The sequence below is a fragment of the Ruegeria sp. AM7 genome (assembly GCF_056535965.1).
The window spans coordinates 2,291,088-2,309,484 of record NZ_JBQFJE010000003.1; the positions used below are offsets into that span (position 1 = coordinate 2,291,088).

The 18,397-nt window shown below is 58.5% G+C and carries 17 protein-coding genes; 4 read left to right on the plus strand and 13 right to left on the minus strand.

From position 1 onward, the window contains the following. Positions 1-2: 2 nt before the first annotated feature. From ACR3EG_RS15415 to ACR3EG_RS15430, 4 genes are all read right to left on the minus strand, one after another. Positions 3-818 (minus strand): extensin-like domain-containing protein, encoded by an 816-nt coding sequence (locus tag ACR3EG_RS15415; protein WP_480496742.1) that lies wholly within the window; start codon positions 816-818, stop codon positions 3-5. Beyond that, positions 815-1,735 carry a prephenate/arogenate dehydrogenase family protein gene (locus ACR3EG_RS15420; RefSeq protein ID WP_480496741.1) on the minus strand — a complete coding sequence of 307 codons (921 nt, stop codon included), beginning with the start codon at positions 1,733-1,735 and terminating at the stop codon, positions 815-817. Before ACR3EG_RS15420 ends, ACR3EG_RS15415 begins: the two co-directional genes overlap by 4 nt. Further along, positions 1,732-2,817, minus strand: coding sequence for a histidinol-phosphate transaminase (hisC, locus tag ACR3EG_RS15425; RefSeq protein ID WP_480496740.1), 1,086 nt, complete (start codon positions 2,815-2,817; stop codon positions 1,732-1,734). Before hisC ends, ACR3EG_RS15420 begins: the two co-directional genes overlap by 4 nt. Before the next feature lie 65 nt (positions 2,818-2,882). Beyond that, positions 2,883-4,298: an aminotransferase class V-fold PLP-dependent enzyme gene (locus ACR3EG_RS15430; protein WP_480496739.1), complete on the minus strand. Its 1,416-nt coding sequence runs from the start codon at positions 4,296-4,298 to the stop codon at positions 2,883-2,885. Between the two features lie 103 nt (positions 4,299-4,401). On the opposite strand from ACR3EG_RS15430, the gene ACR3EG_RS15435 reads away from it, so the two are divergent. Both ACR3EG_RS15435 and ACR3EG_RS15440 read left to right on the plus strand, forming a co-directional pair. Further along, positions 4,402-4,863, plus strand: coding sequence for an Lrp/AsnC family transcriptional regulator (locus ACR3EG_RS15435; RefSeq protein ID WP_170352307.1), 462 nt, complete (start codon positions 4,402-4,404; stop codon positions 4,861-4,863). A gap of 293 nt (positions 4,864-5,156) precedes the next feature. Continuing rightward, on the plus strand, positions 5,157-6,050 hold the full coding sequence (locus ACR3EG_RS15440; protein WP_480496738.1) for a hypothetical protein: 894 nt from the start codon (positions 5,157-5,159) through the stop codon (positions 6,048-6,050). A gap of 88 nt (positions 6,051-6,138) precedes the next feature. Here ACR3EG_RS15440 and rpsD read toward each other — a convergent pair whose 3' ends face one another. From rpsD to ACR3EG_RS15455, 3 genes are all read right to left on the minus strand, one after another. After that, positions 6,139-6,759, minus strand: coding sequence for a 30S ribosomal protein S4 (gene rpsD / locus ACR3EG_RS15445; protein WP_170352305.1), 621 nt, complete (start codon positions 6,757-6,759; stop codon positions 6,139-6,141). Positions 6,760-6,977: 218 nt separating this feature from the next. Further along, positions 6,978-7,343, minus strand: a complete 366-nt coding sequence (locus ACR3EG_RS15450) for a hypothetical protein (protein WP_480496737.1) — start codon at positions 7,341-7,343, stop codon at positions 6,978-6,980. A gap of 317 nt (positions 7,344-7,660) precedes the next feature. After that, positions 7,661-9,943: an adenosylcobalamin-dependent ribonucleoside-diphosphate reductase gene (locus ACR3EG_RS15455; RefSeq protein WP_480496736.1), complete on the minus strand. Its 2,283-nt coding sequence runs from the start codon at positions 9,941-9,943 to the stop codon at positions 7,661-7,663. Positions 9,944-10,072: 129 nt separating this feature from the next. On the opposite strand from ACR3EG_RS15455, the gene ACR3EG_RS15460 reads away from it, so the two are divergent. Beyond that, the gene (locus ACR3EG_RS15460) at positions 10,073-10,504 is read left to right on the plus strand and encodes a DUF1489 family protein (RefSeq protein ID WP_480496735.1); all 432 of its coding nucleotides are present in this window, start codon (positions 10,073-10,075) and stop codon (positions 10,502-10,504) included. Here ACR3EG_RS15460 and hisG read toward each other — a convergent pair. The 3 genes from hisG to hisS are packed head-to-tail and all read right to left on the minus strand — an operon-like array spanning position 10,501 to position 13,766. Beyond that, positions 10,501-11,190, minus strand: coding sequence for an ATP phosphoribosyltransferase (gene hisG / locus ACR3EG_RS15465; protein WP_480496734.1), 690 nt, complete (start codon positions 11,188-11,190; stop codon positions 10,501-10,503). The two genes, ACR3EG_RS15460 and hisG, sit on opposite strands and share 4 nt — an antisense overlap. Beyond that, positions 11,187-12,275, minus strand: a complete 1,089-nt coding sequence (locus tag ACR3EG_RS15470; protein ID WP_480496733.1) for an ATP phosphoribosyltransferase regulatory subunit — start codon at positions 12,273-12,275, stop codon at positions 11,187-11,189. Before ACR3EG_RS15470 ends, hisG begins: the two co-directional genes overlap by 4 nt. A gap of 3 nt (positions 12,276-12,278) precedes the next feature. Further along, positions 12,279-13,766, minus strand: a complete 1,488-nt coding sequence (hisS, locus tag ACR3EG_RS15475) for a histidine--tRNA ligase (RefSeq protein WP_480496732.1) — start codon at positions 13,764-13,766, stop codon at positions 12,279-12,281. Between the two features lie 124 nt (positions 13,767-13,890). Between hisS and ACR3EG_RS15480 the strand changes: the two genes are divergently transcribed. Then, the gene (locus tag ACR3EG_RS15480; RefSeq protein ID WP_170352274.1) at positions 13,891-14,085 is read left to right on the plus strand and encodes a SlyX family protein; all 195 of its coding nucleotides are present in this window, start codon (positions 13,891-13,893) and stop codon (positions 14,083-14,085) included. Positions 14,086-14,089: 4 nt separating this feature from the next. Here the strand turns inward: ACR3EG_RS15480 and ACR3EG_RS15485 are convergent, their stop codons facing one another. The 3 genes from ACR3EG_RS15485 to dnaE form a co-directional block, all read right to left on the minus strand. After that, positions 14,090-14,458, minus strand: a complete 369-nt coding sequence (locus ACR3EG_RS15485) for a hypothetical protein (RefSeq protein WP_480496731.1) — start codon at positions 14,456-14,458, stop codon at positions 14,090-14,092. Positions 14,459-14,463: 5 nt separating this feature from the next. Continuing rightward, entirely contained in the window at positions 14,464-14,676 is a 213-nt protein-coding gene (locus tag ACR3EG_RS15490) for a YMGG-like glycine zipper-containing protein (RefSeq protein ID WP_480496730.1), read from the minus strand. Between the two features lie 76 nt (positions 14,677-14,752). Then, the gene (dnaE, locus tag ACR3EG_RS15495; protein WP_480496729.1) at positions 14,753-18,253 is read right to left on the minus strand and encodes a DNA polymerase III subunit alpha; all 3,501 of its coding nucleotides are present in this window, start codon (positions 18,251-18,253) and stop codon (positions 14,753-14,755) included. Positions 18,254-18,397: the final 144 nt, after the last annotated feature.

An 18,397-nucleotide genomic window follows, 5' to 3' on the forward strand; every position in this document is an offset into this window, starting at 1 on the left:
GGTCAGCGGCAGTAAGGTCCACGCCGGTGCCGGGCCGTGTCCAGATGGAAATGGTCGCGGTGGTACCGATCCGAATTCGGACCAAGCACTGTTCCAAACGGCCCACACGCGTTGCGCCAGATCTTGGTCAACTGCTTTTTTGAAGGGTTCTTGCGCCACCCGTTCAAAACCGTCACCACCTCACCATCGGCCATCTTGAAGCCAGAGATATCAATCGCGCGCCCCTTGCCGTGTTCCGAGATTTTTGCACCCGTGCGATTGTTCCGCGTCCGGCAAGCGTAGTGCGCAGCAACTTGCAGCTCGACCACGGGTCCGCGACGCCGGAACGTCGGCTTGACGGATTTGTCCACCCATTCATTCAAAGCGATTGCCGTGCCGCAATCCATCGTAGAAGGTCTGCTAAGCGCAACCCCCGATACCGACGTGACCTGCACGGCATCCTTAATCCCACAGGCTTTGATCCTACCCGGAACCTTGCCAACGGCCTTGCCCTGAATCGCAATATCACCACAGACCGAGCCTTTGCGCAGCTTGCGCTTTTTGAACAACGCCTGTTGTTCGACCGCCTTGGGCCGCTTGTAAGGCATCAACGATGTATCCGGTCCAAGCGACGGCAAATCCAGTGGCCGCGCAGCGGTAGCGATAACCTGAGCGGATTCCGGACGCATGGCAGGGCGCAATCTGGTCGGCTGCGCATAGGCTAAAACAATACTTTCTGCAGGGCGCGAAAGGGGGACCAGGGACTGATCCAAAGGCGCTGCAGGAACCGTCGTGGCGCTGAACGCAAGCAATCCGATCAGCAATACCTTAAGCGTCATGAGCTTGTCTTTCCTCGCCCAAAGTCCGGCGCATCAGTATCCTGGCCAGCGTCGATAATTCCACGACGGATCGCCCGAGTACGGGTGAAATAGTCGAAAAGCTGCTCTCCATCGCCGGTTCGGATGGCGCGTTGCAGGGCGAATAACTCCTCGGTAAAACGTCCAAGGATTTCCAGCGTCGCGTCTTTGTTGGTTAGAAACACGTCGCGCCACATGGTCGGATCCGAGGCCGCGATGCGCGTGAAATCGCGAAAACCTGCGGCCGAGTACTTAATGACCTCGCTATCCGTCACGCGACGCAGATCATCAGCCACACCAACCATAGTATAAGCGATCAGGTGCGGCGCATGAGACGTCACCGCCAACACCAAATCGTGGTGATCGGCATCCATCTCATCGACATTGGCGCCCATGCCCTCCCACAAGGCGCGCAACCGCGCCACAGCGTCAGGGTCAGACCCCTTGACCGGCACCAGCAGGTTCCAACGATTGTCGAACAGTTCAGCAAAACCGGATTCGGGCCCGGAATGCTCGGTCCCGGCCAACGGGTGGGCAGGAATGAAATGCACGCCATCAGGAATATGGGGCGATACCGCCTCGATCACATGTCGTTTCACCGAGCCTACATCCGACACGGTCGCCCCCGGCTTCAGAACAGGCACGATGTCTGCAGCAACTGCCCCCATCGCACCAACCGGCACACAAAGAACGACAAGATCGGCGCCCTTGGCCGCCTCTTGCGCTGTATCGCAAACCCGATCGCACAGGCCGATTTTCCGCGCGGTTTCGCGCGTCTCGGCAGACCGCGCATACCCCGTCACCTCGCCAGCAAGCCCCGCGCGTTTGATCGCCCAAAACATAGATGAAGCAATAAGGCCCAACCCAATCAAGGCAACACGATCGTAAACCTGGCTCATGCTGCGCCCTCTTTGAATGCGGTGATGGCTTCAACGACCCGGCGACACGCGTCTTCATCGCCAACGGTGATGCGCAGCGCATTTGGTAAGTTGTATCCCGCCACACGCCGCACGATCAAACCTTGGGTTTTCAGATAGTCATCGCAAGCCTCAGTCTCGGCCTGATCGGTAAACCGGGCGAGAATAAAGTTGGTACAGGACGCGTCCGAAGGCACGCCGATCTTGGCCAGTTCGTCGGACAACCACTTCCGCAGGCGCGCGTTTTCGGCCTGACAGTGAGACAGGAACTCTTCGTCCTGAACCGCAGCTTCGGCCGCCGCCAAAGCGGTCAGCGATAAGTTAAACGGCTGACGCACTCGGTTGAGCACATCAATGATCGACTGCGCAGCATAGCCCCAGCCCACGCGCATCCCACCCAGACCGTACACTTTCGAGAACGTCCGGGTCATGATCACGTTGTCGAACCGATCTACGATGGACGCACCACCGTCGAAACCATCGACGAACTCGGCATAAGCCCCGTCGATCACCATCAGGCAACTGTCGGGCAGAGCCTCGGCCAACCGCACAAGCTCACTTTCAGGGATCATGGTCGAGGTCGGGTTACCCGGATTGGTTACGAACACGATCCGTGTCTGACCGGTCAAAGCGGCAAGGATGTTGTCCACGTCCACGTGGCGATCCTTTTCAGGAACCATCACAGGTGTCGCGCCAGCCATCCGCGCGATGATCGGATACATGGAAAACCCGTGCTCGGTATAGATGACCTCATCCCCCGGCCCGGCATAGGCTTGGGCGACGAATTGCAGCACTTCGTCGCTGCCCACACCGCAGATGATCCGTGCCGGGTCCAGCCCGTGGCGCGCACCGATTGCGTCGCGCAGAGGCGCGTGGTCCGTACTGGGATAGCGATGCAGATTGGCGGCACTGTCGCGCACGGCTTCGATCGCCTTGGGACTTGGACCAAAGGGGTTTTCGTTGGAACTAAGCTTGATCACATGCGCAACCCCCGCCACATGCGACTGACCGCCCTGATAAAGCGCGATGTCCATAATGCCGGGTTGCGGGGTAATCTTGGTCATAAGAGGCTCCGTTGATTGGAGCCCCTCATACCTGTCTCAACGCGTTGAGAAAAGCGGCAATTCCGTCACGCCGCTTTGAAGCGGGCCGTCGCCGGGTCGGCGCTGTAGAATGGGGCAAACTCTGACGTGCGCCGTGACAGATCATTGACGCTGTCGATGATGAAGCGAACCGTATCCTCGCTCATCAAATACGAGAAATTCAGACGTACCCAGCCGGGCTTTTTCATCTCTTCCCCAGCAGACAGCGCCGCGTGTAGCTCATCCGACGTCGATTGGTCGATTCCCAAAAGACGGTGCGCATACGGTCCAGCGCAAGCGCAGCCACCGCGCGCTTGAATACCATAGATATCGCTCAACATCCGCGTGAAGAGTTGCTGGTGTACCGGATCCCCCGCGTAATCTCGCACCAAGAATGAATAGATAGGCAACCGGTGCGCGTCTTCGGAACCCAGAAGCGTCAGGTTAGGATTATTCCCCCAACCCGCGATCGCCATACGGTTATAGCGCGCCTCGCGCTCGGCGATTTCATCTTCTCCAACCGCGTCCTTGACGATAAAGGCCAAAGCCGCGCGGATATCACCAATGACGTTCGGCGTTCCGGCCTCCTCACGTGTTGCAAGATCTGTGCTGTAGTCATGCCGCCATGGCGAGACAAAGCTGACAGTCCCACCGCCCGGCCAACTTGGACTGCGGCGCGTCACCATATTCTGGTTAACAACCAAAACACCCGAGGCCCCCGGCCCGCCCGGAAACTTGTGCGGAGAGACCACAATTGCATCCTTGCACGTATCGCCCTGCCCCATGCTCATCGGCAGGTAAGGCCCGCCTCCGGCATAATCCCATACGGCAAGTGCGCCATGCGCCTTGAGAATCCGTGTCACCGGATCAGGGTCGGTAATGATGCCTGTTACATTGGAGGCGGCCGAAAACGACCCGATGATCAGATCGGACGCGGCATGGTCACACAGAATACGCTCCAGCACTTCCAGATCGACACCACCGCCCGGCGCTTCGGGAATTTCAATCACCCGCGCCTTGCTTTCGCGCCATGGCAGGATGTTTGAGTGATGCTCGTACGGTCCTAACAACACAACCGGCCGGTCTGCCTCGTTCACTCCCATCAGGCTGACCAGCCGGTTGAGGCCCGCGGTGGCGCCGGATCCGGTAAAGATCACCGCATCCTCTTCCTTGGCACCAATGATACGGGCAATCTCGGCCCGCGCCTCACGGCGCAGGCGGGTCATGTAAGACCCACAATAGGAGGCTTCGGTGTGACTGTTGGCATAAAACGGCAACACATGCTCGGCCACAAAGTCCTCGACTTGCCGCAATGCGCGGCCCGACGCGACATAATCCGCATACACAAGCGGCACGTCCCCGTTCAGACCCGGGATCATAACGTTCTCACCAATCAATCCGCCTTGCAGGGTCGAGATGCAGTTGGCGGATTGAATGGTCGAGCGGAAATGGGACAGGGTCATAGATCAGGCTCCTTAGTTGTGCCATCAATATGATTGGTATTTGATCAATAAAATTCACAAATTTTTGGATTTATTCGTCTAATATTGTGTCATATGATTAATAATGATGAAAAATTTAGATCAGATTGATCAAGGCATTCTACGCGAACTACAGAAAGATGCCACGCTGTCCCAGCGAGAGCTGGCCGATCGCGTCGGGCTGTCCCAAAACGCGTGTTGGCGGCGCTTGAAAGCGTTGAACGAAAGTGGTGTCATCATTGGGTCGACAGCACGGATCGCCCGAGAAAAACTGGGCCTAAGCCTTGTGGTGTTTGTTATGTTGCGCACCCGGCATCATTCAGCAGACTGGCTGCAAGCATTTCGCAGTCACGTACTTACAATTCCTGAAGTTGTAGATTTTCATCGTATTGGAGGGGACTACGACTATCAGCTGAAAGTCGTAACCCAAGATATGGCGTCGTACGACAAGGTCTATCAGCGCCTGATCGAAAAGGTCGAGCTGGACAGTGTCACGTCCTATTTCGCTATGGAAGCGATTGCCGAGGGACGGCCGTTACCGATCTAGGGCAGCGGACTATTCGCTGTAAAAAAGCAAACTTCGCGGCAGATTCGACGCATTAAATGCAGTCAAATTAAGTAAAAAACCCATTTTCTTGAGAATATCACAAACTCGTGTATGATATCGGCGTTTCAGGACCAAAAGATAGAAGCGAGAATTCGCACTGGGAATTGGGGGCGATTTCCTAAAGGCTAGAACCTCTTGGGCGTATGCCGCGCGTGGGTGGACAGTAAGGCTGTTTGGCTTTTTGTCCTTTGTCTCTGCGCGAGGACTTGTATTGGTTAAATGTGGAGGGGGCCATGCCCAAGAAGAGTAACCCTAATTCTATGGCGACGATCATGTCGTCCACCAAGACCCGGACAATCGACTTTGAAAGTGATGACAACGGCCCGTTGATGGCTGGTGATACCGGAGATCAATTTGTTTTTGCCGATTTCACAGTAACGGGTGTTTCAAACTCTCCGTCAGGGATTTCAAACGAAGCCATGATTTTTGACAGCGCCAATCCAACTGGTGGCGACACTGACTTGGCGACAGTCTCTCAGGGGAATCTTTTGATCGTTTCCGAAGACGGAGATTCCTCGGATCCTGACGACGAAGCAGGCGGCGGAACGCTGACGTTTGATTTCAACACACCAGTGAACCTGACCAGTATCGCATTGGTCGATGCGTTCGAAGGTGGTGCGGAATTCGAAGCCTTTGATAGCGAGGGGAACTCGCTTGGGGTCATCGTCATTGCGGCCGAAGGCGACGGCTCTGACGGGAAAGTCGGCACTGTTGATCTTAGCCAATTCGAAGATGTATCGCAGCTTGTGGTCACTTTTGACGAAAGCGGTGCCGTCGACGACCTGATGTATGAGATCGAACAGTGTATTACTGTCGACAAGGACATCTCTAACATTGTCCTTTACCTCGATTGCGAGGGCGACGTCATCAAGTTCAAGATCGACGATTTTGGCGATGGTGTTAACGAAATCACTGTCGCAGAGCTGGAGCAATATCTCGACAAGACCGACTTTGGTGATTGCGACATACTCGGCCTTACAATCAAGGCGGGCAACAACGGGGGCGAGTTCGGGCCAGGTGAAGGTGAATACATCGACGTAATTACCGATGACACTTTTGACACCGGCACTTCTGCCAAAGCAGACGTCGAAGTATCCGCTGCCGATTTCTTCATGCACATCGTTTGATAGCGGACACGTTCTGAACAAGAACAGTGTAGGAAACAAAAAAGGCCGCGGAGATCGCGGCCTTTTCTATTAACTGTATCGGCGAAGATTAGTTCTTCGCGTAGAATTCGACAACCAGGTTCGGTTCCATCATGACCGGGTAAGGTACATCGCTCAGACCCGGGGCGCGCACGAAGGTCGCGGTCATTTTCGAATGGTCGGCGTCGATGTAGTCGGGCACATCACGCTCGGCCAGTGCAACAGCTTCCAGAACAACAGCCAGTTGTTTGGACTTGTCGCGCACTTCGATCACGTCGCCTTCTTTGACGCGGTAGCTGGGGATGTTGACCCGCTTGCCGTTCACTTTGACATGGCCGTGGTTCACGAACTGACGTGCGGCAAACACGGTCGGCACGAATTTGGCGCGGTATACAACGGCGTCCAGACGGCGCTCGAGCAGGCCGATCAGGTTTTCACCGGTGTCGCCCTTAACACGCTCGGCTTCGGCGTAGATGCGACGGAACTGCTTCTCGGTCAGGTCGCCGTAGTAGCCCTTCAGTTTCTGCTTGGCGCGCAGCTGCAGACCGAAGTCCGACAATTTGCCCTTTCGGCGCTGGCCGTGCTGGCCGGGGCCGTATTCACGACGGTTCACCGGGGATTTCGGACGACCCCAGATGTTTTCGCCCATCCGGCGGTCGATTTTGTGCTTGGCAGACGTGCGTTTCGTCACGGCTGATCTCCTTCTTTGTGGTCGAAGGCGTTCCCCCGTGAAGGGAGTAGACGCCTACTATGAAGGGCGTTGTCCTCTTGAGGTTTCCCCCATGACAGGCATCCCCTTGCGGGGGCCACCAACACCAATGAAGCCGCGCTTATATCCCCAGATCAGGCAGAGTCAACACGTGGAGCATGAGAAGATGCGATTTTTCGGACGCAAAATTGCGATGTCGCTCAGTCCATTGCCTGAGCAGCATTTACCGCTGGCAAGCGCGGGACTGGGTGAATGTCAGAAGCCATGCTGGGTCGCGTCGGAAATGCAATGACGGTATCCGCTGTACTCGTGGCATGATCATTGGCAACCCTGATCTCGATCACCTCGTCGACCCAGAATTCTTGTTCACGGGTAGGCAATCCGTTTTCGAACACAAGAACTGGATCACCCAGGGTGCCAACGCTGTGCAATAAAGCTGAATACTGTTGCGCACCATTTGTCAGAACAATTACGCCTAACGCGTCACCATCCAGCTCTTGTTCAGAGATAAAGTGATCCGGCAGCCGAGAACTCAAGTCCTTCGCCGTGTCTGTGGAATCTTCCACGCAGAGAATATGTCCCCGCCAGGACCACACTGCCCCTACAGCCATGAACGACAATGGCGCCCCTTCAAGACCATCCAATTCTGTTTGCGCCCACGAAATGGCCACACGACCGCTTTGTCCGGTTCTCATCTTTACCGCCTGCACTTAGAAACAAATCACTGCTCACGTGGACGTTCTTATCAGCCATAAATCGGGCAGAAAAGAGACGTTAATGTAACGTTCATAAAGTTGTTGCTATTGAGAATCATAATTTCAGGGCCAGCGAGAAACTATCCCACCGGCAAACCCTGAATTGTCATCGCTTTCTAATCTAACTCTTATCCGCACTTAGAGTGGCCGCAACTGCGGCAGGTCATGCAGCCTTCGATCATCGCCATGTCGAACTGCCCGCAGGACGGGCACGCTTTGCCACGCGGAGCATCCATATTGACGACCTGCGCCTGCGGATCTGATTTCAGCCCCATGCCCTCGCCTTCAAGGAAACCGATATTGATCAGGTGCTGCTCGATCACGCCGCCAATCGCAGCAAGTATCGAGGGGATGTACTTGCCTTTAACCCACGCACCGCCGCGTGGATCAAAGACGGCTTTCAGCTCTTCGACCACAAAGGACACATCTCCTCCACGACGGAACACGGCCGAGATCATCCGCGTAAGCGCCAGCGTCCAGGCGTAATGCTCCATGTTCTTCGAGTTGATGAACACCTCAAACGGACGGCGACGGCCACCAATGACGATATCGTTGATGGTCAGATAGATCGCGTGTTCGCTATCGGGCCATTTCAACTTGTAAGTCGATCCCTCCAGCGATTGCGGGCGGTCCAGTGGTTCAGACATATAGACAACCTCGCCGCCATCCACCTGATGCGGGGCATCGGCGCTTTCGCCGGGGGCTTTGTCGGCGCTTTCGGACACTGTCAGGACCGAGCCGGTCACGTCATTCGGGCGGTAGGTCGTGCACCCTTTGCAGCCCTGATCCCAGGCCTGCATATAGACGTCTTTAAAGGCGTCAAAGCTGATGTCCTCAGGGCAGTTGATGGTTTTCGAGATCGAGCTGTCGATCCATTTCTGCGCCGCCGCCTGCATCTTGACGTGGTCAGACGGGGAAAGCGTCTGCGCGTTCACAAAATAATCGGGCAAAGCTACATCGCCGAACTTGTCGCGCCACATCTGCACGGCATAGTCCACTACCTCTTCCTCGGTGCGCGAGCCATCCTTTTGCAATACCTTACGCGTGTAGGCGTAGGCAAAGACCGGCTCGATCCCCGAAGACACGTTCCCTGCATATAGCGAAATCGTCCCAGTCGGCGCAATTGAGGTTAGCAGCGCGTTGCGGATACCATGTTCGCGGATCGCGTCACGCACGTCTTCATCCATTTGCTGCATGGTGCCGCTGGCCAGGTATTTCTCGGCGTCAAACAGCGGGAACGCGCCCTTTTCCTTTGCCAAATCGACCGACGCCAGATAGGCGGCGCGGGCGATCGCGTGCAACCAGCGTTCCGTCTGACGCGCCGCTTCCTCGGATCCATAGCGCAAACCCAGCATCAAAAGCGCATCCGCCAGCCCGGTCACTCCCAAGCCGATGCGGCGCTTGTCCTGTGCTTCGGCTTCCTGCTCGGCCAGCGGGAATTTCGACGCGTCTACTACGTTGTCCATCATGCGCACAGCGGTCGCAACCAACTCTTGCAAAGCGGCCTCATTCAGGCGCGCTGCATCCTCGAACGGGTCTGTCACCAACCGCGCCAGATTGATCGAGCCCAGAAGGCACGCGCCATAAGGCGGCAGGGGTTGCTCGCCACACGGGTTCGTCGCGGCGATGGTTTCCACATAGCTCAGGTTGTTGGCCTTGTTGATGCGGTCGATGAAGATCACACCCGGCTCGGCATAGTCATAGGTGGCCTGCATGATCTTGTTCCACAGATCGCGTGCCTGAACTGTGTGATAAATCTTGTCACCAAAGACCAGTTCCCACGGGCCATCGGCCTTGACCGCTTCCATGAACGGATCCGTGACCAGAACCGACATGTTGAACATGCGCAGGCGGGCCGGGTCAGATTTCGCGGTGATGAACTGCTCGATGTCAGGGTGGTCGCAGCGCATGGTCGCCATCATCGCCCCACGACGCGAGCCTGCGGACATGATCGTCCGACACATCGCATCCCACACATCCATGAACGACAATGGGCCAGAGGCATCCGCCGCCACGCCCTTAACATCGGCCCCACGCGGACGGATGGTTGAGAAATCATACCCGATCCCGCCACCCTGCTGCATGGTCAGCGCGGCTTCTTTCAGCATGTCAAAGATACCGCCCATGCTGTCGGGCACGGTGCCCATCACGAAACAGTTGAACAGAGTCACCTGCCGCGCTGTGCCCGCGCCTGCTGTGATGCGACCGGCGGGCAGGTATTTGAAATCTTCCAGCGCATCATAGAACTTATCTTCCCAATGGGCCGCGTCATCCTCGACTCGCGCCAGATCGCGGGCTATGCGTCGCCAGCTATCCTCGACCGTCTGGTCGATGGGCGTGCCATCCGCTTCTTTAAAGCGGTATTTCATGTCCCAGATCTGCTCGGCGATGGGGGCGGCAAAGCGGCTCATTGGTGATTCCCTGTTTTGAAAGAGGTATCCAGATTACCGCAATTCACATCCAAACCACAACACCTTGATGACGTCGCATAGCGAGCTACAATATAAAGGTGGGCCTTGGGACGACTCTGTGGGAAAGCTGTGGATAAGTATGTAAACCTCATCAAACTGTCCGTCGGATCGGAAAGCGTTGATACGCTGATGGCGTGGCAGGACAGTCGCAGACCGCTTTACGAGGACGGCTGCCCGCGCCATGTCACCCGCATGTGGCCCAAGCGCGAGGCTGAGATTTTGAATGGCGGATCAATCTATTGGGTGATCAAGGGCGTAATCCAATGCCGTCAGCGCATCCTGCGTCTGGATGAGGTCCGGGGCGAAGACGGCGTTCGCCGCTGCGCCATCGTGCTGGACCCGCAGGTCCATCGCACCCAGACCGCACTCAAACGCCCATTCCAAGGCTGGCGCTATCTCAAACCCGAGGACACCCCCGCCGACCTGCCGGAAGGGCGCGAACAGGACGATGCCCTGCCCGACGATCTGAACCGTGCGCTGGCCGAGATCGGCGTGCTTTAGCGCAGACGATCCAGCAATGTGTTCAGCGTGGCCTTTGTCTCGGGGTCACATTTCGCCACCCGGCTGCGCCACAGTGTTGCCTGCGACTGCAGGATCAACCCATCGGTCAGGATTTTCAGGTGGTTCGCCCGCAGCGTTTCCCCTGTGGATGTGATGTCGGCAATCGCCTCGGCGGTCTCATTCATCACCGTGCCCTCGGTCGCGCCCTGGCTGTCGACCAGAGTGTAATCGGCAACTCCCGCATCGGTCAGAAACTCGCGCACCAGCCGGTGATATTTCGTGGCAATCCGCAGCCGATGCCCGTGGGTCTTGCGAAACGCCGCTGCCGCCGCGTCCAGGTCATCCAGCGTGTCTACATCGACCCAGCAGGCAGGTGTCGCGATTATCAGGTCGGCCTTGCCGAACCCAAGCTGCGAGATCTCCTCAACCTGTTGTTCCCAGCGGGGCAGTTTCTCATGCACCAGATCAATGCCGGTGACACCCAGATGAATACGCCCGGCGGCCAGTTCGCGCGGGATTTCCCCAGCAGACAGCAGGATCAGAGAGACCCCGTCGATGCCCTCGACCTTGCCCGCATATTCCCGGTCCGATCCGCTGCGCGACAGGGTGATGCCGCGCTTTTCGAACCAACCAAAGGTCTTGTCCATCAACCGGCCCTTCGAGGGCACGCCCAGTTTCAGGCTCATTGCGCGTCCTCCTCGATCTCCAGCATCAGGTCGGGGCGGATGACGCCACCCACGGCCGGAATTTCGGCTCCGTTCCCCAACTGCCGCGTCAGCGCATCATAGCGCCCGCCGGTGGCGATAGGGGGCAGGTCGGGGCGGCCTTCGGCATAGAAGCCAAAGACAAACCCGTCATAATACTCCATCGAGGTACGGCCATAGGCGGCCTCGAAATCCAGACGTTCCACATCCACGCCACGGGCTTGCAGCGAGGCGATCCGCGCTTCAAGCCGGTCCAGCGCCGGAGTGATCTGCGGCAGATCCACCGCCACGTCGCGCAGCTGTTCCAGCGCAAAGGGCATGGTCTCACGCACGTTCAGCAAGGTTTCTAACCCAACCAGTTCGTTGTCGGAGATGGGCGGTGTGTCGCGATCTTCGCGCAAGGCAGCGATCCGCGTTTCGATCTCGGAGGCACGGCGCTTGCCGATCATTGGAATGTCCGAATCCAGTGGATTTTCCGCATCCAACAGGCTGTTGCGCCCTTCAGGTCCCGGTTTGCGACCGGCAAAACGATCCAGCAGCACCCGGAATCGACGAGGCCGCCACAAGTGCCGCATCAGCGCTGCCTTGCGCCGGTCAGTGGTCTTAAGGCCCGCGACGGCAGCGGTCAGGATGCCTATATCCCCTGTCGCGGCCCGCAGAGGCAGCCCCCGCAATTGCAACGCGAGCAGCGAGAAGACCTCGGCATCTGCGCCTTCGGGATCATTGCGGTCGAACACTTCGTACCCGACCTGAATGTATTCATTCGAGCGATCCGGGTCATGCTCCTGACGGCGGAACACCTCGCCGGAATAGGTATAGCGCGCGGGCTCGGCCCCGTCGCTCATATGCATCTGCACCACGGGCAGGGTGAAGTCCGGGCGCAGCATCTGCTCGCCCCGCAGCGCGTCCGAGGTCACGTAAGCGCGCGCGCGGATATCCTCGCCATAAAGGTCTAGCAGCATGTCAGCCGGTTGCAGCAGCGGAGGGTCTACGATCTGCGCTCCTGCGGCCTCAAACCTCACGCGCATCATCGCGGCGCGGGCTTGTATCTGGGAACGGTTGGGCATGGGTCAGTCCTGACTGTCCAGAATTTCACGCACCTTGGCGACCAGATCGCCGCGCGGCACTTCGAACTGGCTGGGGCGTTCTTTCCATTCCTCAAGCGTGGCGCTTTCGGCGATCTTGGCCCCAAGGATCAGGTCCTTGATCTGCACGATCCCACCCGCCTTTTCATCTCCACCCTCGATCACCGCGATGGGAGAGTTCCGCTTATCCGCGTATTTCAGCTGATTTCCAAAGTTCTTGGGGTTGCCCAGATAGACCTCGGCCCGGATGCCTGCATTGCGCAGCTCGGCCACCATCGCCTGATAATCCGCCATACGGTCGCGGTCCATCACGGTCACAACGACGGGACCGGTGGCTTGCGCCGCAATCCGGCCCTTCTCGCGCAGGGCGGCCAGCAACCGGTCAACTCCAATGGACACGCCAGTCGCAGGAACTTCCTGCCCGGTGAAGCGCTTGACCAGATCGTCATAGCGGCCGCCGCCCGAGACCGACCCGAACTGCCGCTTGCGGCCCTTCTCGTCGAAAATCTCAAAGGTCAGCTCGGCCTCATAAACCGGCCCGGTATAGTACCCAAGCCCCCGCACGACCGAGGGGTCAATCTCGATCCGGTCCGCACCATAGCCGCCCGCATCCAGCAGAGCGCCGATCTGTTCCAACTCGGCAATCCCATCCGCGCCGATCTTGCTGTCGCCCACGGCAGCACGCAGGTTGGCCAGTGTACCGGCGGTATCCGCAGCCTTCGAGGTCAGGAAGGCGATCACCGGCTCGGCCTGATCGTCGCTCAGGCCCACACCGTCGATGAACGCGCCCGAGGCATCCAGTCGGCCTTTGGTCAGCAGCTCGCGCACACCGGCCTCGCCGACCTTGTCGAACTTGTCGATGGTGCGCAGAACATTGTCGCGGGCGGCGGCGTCTTCGCCCAGACCCATCGCCTCCAGCACACCGTTCAGAACCTTGCGGTTGTTGACCCGCACCAGATAGTCGCCGCGCGGGATACCCACGGTCTCCAGCGTATCCGACAGCATCGCGCAGATCTCGGCATCCGCGGCCATTGAGGCCGTGCCCACCGTGTCCGCATCGCATTGATAAAACTGACGATACCGCCCCGGCCCCGGCTTTTCATTGCGCCAGACCGGACCCATCGCATAGCGGCGGTAAGGCGTCGGCAGGTCGTTGCGGTGCTGCGCGTAGACACGGGCCAGCGGCGCGGTCAGGTCATAGCGCAGGGCCATCCAGTCGCCGTTCCCGCCCTCGTCAAACTCCTGCCACGCAAACACACCCTCATTCGGGCGATCCACGTCGGGCAGGAACTTGCCCAGCGCCTCGACCGTCTCAACCGCGCTGCTCTCCAGCGCGTCAAACCCATAGCGATGATAGACATCCGCAATGGTCCGCAGCATCTCGGTGCGCTGCGAGACTTCCTGGCCGAAATAGTCGCGGAACCCTTTCGGCGTGACGGCCTTGGGGCGGGGCTGTTTCTTGGGCTTGGCCATGTGGGGCGTCCTTGCGGTTCATGTTCCGCGCGCGGTCTATCCCATGGCCCGCATCGGGGCAAGGCGCGCTTTCACTGGTCATGGCCCGCCCATGCCGCTATGACCACGCCCAAAGGAGAGCCCCATGCAGCATCTGGAAGAACAGATCGCCCACCTGACCCGCACGGTCGAAGAGCTGAACACGGTCGTCACAACCCAACAAAGCGAGATCGATCGCCTGACCCGGCGCGTCGAGATGCTGTTGCAGCGCGAGGCTGAACGGGCGCAGGAAGGCTCCGGCGGAGTTGTGTTCGGAGACGAACGCCCGCCGCATTACTGACTGCTTATAGCCCCAACGTCGTTTTCACTGCGTTATCGACCACACCGCCCAAAAGGGCGTTCTTGTCTGCCGCGCAGCCTGCAGAGAGGGCGGCGATAAAAGCCTCGCGCAACTGGGCTTTTTCCTCGTCCGTGGTCGCATGATCCGCGATATCGACCTGCCTGTTATGCAGCGAAAGCGCAGTCATTTTCTCGACCACGGTGACGACAAAGGCTTCATCTTCATCCGCTTCTTCAGCAATCGAAGCGCATGTGTAATGCATCACCGGCAAGGCATCCTGCACCATTCGCCTTGCGGCCTCATCCGCCATAACACCTGTCGGAACACCCAATAACGCGGCGCAAACTACGATTTTCAAAGGTTTTGAGGTCATAACATTCACTTCCAGTTATGCCCGACAATCGCACCGGCCACACCACCGATCGCGGCGCCCTTGCCGTCTCCAATTAACGCGCCCACACCGGCCCCGATCACGGCGCCTTCGATCGTTTTCTTTTTCTTCTTGTCATCAGCCACCCCTGCCGAGGCAAATGCCAACGACGCCACAGCAGCAAGCGCAACAGTTCTGAACCCGAGACCTAAAATCACCATGTCAAATCCTCCTTTGGCCCGAAACCGACCAATGTCAGCCTAGCCCGAGGGGCTGTGTCTGGCAACAAAAGGCGGGTCAGAACTCCTCGACCGACATCACGCCTTCCAGCGATTTGATCGCGCCTTTAATTTGCGGATTGATGGGGAAGTTCTGGCCCAGATCCATCTCGACCTCGCCGGGCAATCCGGGCGCCATCAGCAGCAATTGGATAGGCCCGCGCGCGGCGTTTTTGGCCGCGCCAGCCGCGTCCTCTAGCACTTTGGCCACGGTAGGCAGGGCCTGTTCCTCGTCCACAAAGATGCGCAGGCCGGTCGCACCCGCCTCGGCCACGACCGTATCCACCGGGCCGACAGAGCGGCCAAGCAGTTTCAGCTGATCAGCTTCCATTGTGGCCTCGGCGGTTAATACAACTTGCGCTCCAGTTTCCAGATACTCGCGCGATTTCTCCAACGTTTCCGAGAACAGCGTGACCTCATACGCACCGCTGGGGTCCGAAAGCTGCGCAAAGGCAAACCGGTTGCCGCGCGCCGATTTCCGCTCCTGTCGACCGGCAACAACACCGGCCATCTTGGCGATGAACGGACCCGAACGTGCCTTTTCCGTCACCTCGTCCAGTGTCATGACCTGCTTGCGTTTCAGCGCAGGCATATAGTCGTCCAGCGGATGGCCCGAGAGGTAAAAGCCGATGGCCTTGAATTCCTCGCTCAGCCGTTCTGCGGGCAGCCAATCGGGCGTGGGCGACAGGCGCGGTTCGGGCAGGTCATCGCCCGCCTCACCAAACAGCGACACTTGGTTCGAGTTTTTCTGTTCGTGGATCGCCGCCGAATACTGCACCAGAGGATCAAGGCTTTCGAACACGCGGCGTCGGTTCTTGTCCAACTGATCGAACGCACCAGCCCGCGCCATCATTTCCAGCGGGCGTTTGCCGACCTTTTTCAGATCAACCCGGCGGGCGAAATCGAACAGGTTCACAAAGGGCTTTTTCGCGCGTCCTTCAACGACCAGATTCATCGCCTCGACGCCCACGTTTTTCAGGGCGCCCAGCGCATAGACAAGCTCTCCGTTCACCACATCGAAGGTCGCCAGCGACCGGTTCACACAGGGCGGCACATAGGGCAACTCAAGCCCTTTGCGGACCTCTTCGAAATAGACGGCCAGTTTGTCGGTCAGGTGAATATCGCAGTTCATGACACCAGCCATGAACTCGACCGGGTGGTTCGCCTTCAGCCAGCCGGTCTGATAGCTGACCACCGCATAAGCCGCCGCGTGGGATTTATTGAAGCCGTAATTGGCGAATTTCTCCAGCAGGTCGAACACCTCACTGGCCTTTTTGGCATCCACGCCGTTTTCGCCCGCGCCCTTTTCAAACTTGGGGCGTTCGGCATCCATCGCCTCTTTGATCTTTTTACCCATCGCGCGGCGCAGCAAATCCGCGCCGCCCAGCGAATACCCCGCCATGACCTGCGCGATCTGCATCACCTGTTCCTGGTAAACGATGATGCCCTGCGTTTCCTCAAGGATGTGGTCGATCAACGGGTGGACGGACTCGATCTTGCGCAGCCCGTTCTTGACCTCGCAATAGGTCGGGATGTTCTCCATCGGGCCGGGACGATACAGCGCCACAAGGGCCACGATATCCTCGATACAGGTGGGTTTCATGCGTTTGAGCGCATCCATCATCCCCGAGGATTCCACCTGGAACACCGCCACCGTTTTGGCCGCCGAGTAGAGCTTGTACGTCGCCTCATCATCCAGCGGGATGGCATTGATCTGGTTCTCGGCCCCATCGGCGGGTTCATAGAGTTCCGTGCCATCCGCCGCGATGTGCAAAGGTCGCCCGGACTTGAAGATGATATCCATCGCGTTCTGGATCACGGTCAGCGTCTTCAGGCCCAGAAAGTCGAACTTAACCAGCCCGGCCTGTTCCACCCATTTCATGTTGAACTGGGTCGCAGGCATGTCGGATCGCGGATCCTGATACAGCGGCACCAGCGCGTCCAGAGGCCGGTCGCCAATCACCACCCCCGCCGCGTGGGTCGAAGCGTTCCGCAACAGCCCCTCGACCTGTTGGCCATAGGTCAGAAGCCGGTCCACCACCTCTTCGTTGCGCGCCTCTTCGCGCAGGCGGGGTTCGTCTTTCAGCGCCTTTTCGATGGAAACAGGCTTTACGCCCTCGACCGGGATCATCTTGGACAGGCGGTCCACCTGCCCATAGGGCATCTGCAACACACGCCCGATATCGCGCACGGCGGCCTTGGACAGCAACGCACCAAAGGTGATGATCTGCCCCACCTTGTCGCGGCCATATTTCTGCTGCACGTAACGGATCACCTCTTCGCGACGATCCATGCAGAAGTCGATATCGAAGTCGGGCATCGAGACCCGCTCGGGGTTCAGAAACCGTTCGAACAGCAAGCTGTAACGCAACGGATCAAGGTCGGTGATCGTCAGCGCATAAGCCACCAGCGAACCCGCGCCCGAGCCTCGCCCGGGCCCCACCGGAATGTCCTCATCCTTGGCCCATTGGATAAAGTCCGCAACGATCAGGAAATAGCCGGGGAAGCCCATGCCTTCGATGATCCCAAGCTCGAAATCCAGCCGTTCCTGATACTCCTCGGGCGTCACCGCATGCGGAATCACGGCCAGACGTTTCTGCAGGCCCTCTTTGGCGATGCGGCGCAGTTCGGCCACTTCATCATCGGCAAATTTCGGCAGGATCGGATCGCGACGATAGGCCATGAACGCACAACGCTTGGCGATTTCGACCGTGTTCTCAATCGCTTCGGGCAAATCGGCGAACAGCGTCACCATTTCCTGCTGCGACTTGAAATAATGCTGCGCGGTCAGGCGGCGGCGACCGTCCTGTTGGTCGACATAGGCGCCCTCGGCGATACAGATCAGCGCATCATGCGCCTCGTACATGTCGGTGGTCGGGAAGTAGACGTCATTGGTGGCGACCAGAGGCAAGTTCTTGGCATAGGCCATCTCGACATGGCCACGCTCGGTCAGACGTTCGGCCTCGGGCTGGCCACCCTCGCCCGGGTGGCGCTGCAATTCGACATACAGCCGATCCGGGAACATCCCGGCCAGCCGATCCACCAAAGCCTCAGCCGCTGGGCGCTGGCCCTGTTGCAGCAGCATCCCCACCGGCCCGTCCGGCCCACCGGTCAGACAGATCAACCCGTCCGAGCGTTCCGCCAGCTCCTCCAACGTGACCTGCGGCAACTGCCCGCCCTTGTCCACGTAAAGGCAGGAACTCAGCTTCATCAGGTTCTCGTACCCGGCCTCGGACTGCGCCAGCAGAACCAGCGGCGCGGGCGCTTTGGGCTTTTCCCCCGGCTGCGCTTGCAGGTAGGTCAGATCGACCTGACAGCCCATGATCGGTTGCACGCCGGCCCCGCTGGCGGTCACGGAAAATTCCAACGCCGAGAACATCGAATTGGTGTCAGTAACGGCGATGGCGGGCATATCGGCCTTTTCACACAGGCCAGGCAGCTTTTTCAGCCGCACGGCCCCTTCCAGCAGGGAATATTCAGTGTGAACGCGAAGGTGGATGAATCGGGGGGTGTTGCTCATAAAGCCCAAGCTATCTCAGCCAGGCGCGCGGCAAAAGCGGGAACCGCATAGATGGAATGCCTAAAAAATCAGCTTGGATTATTCGGCTTTTCCAGAAGGTGCTTCGGCAGCAGCAACGGCCCAAGAAGGCAAAACACTTTAATT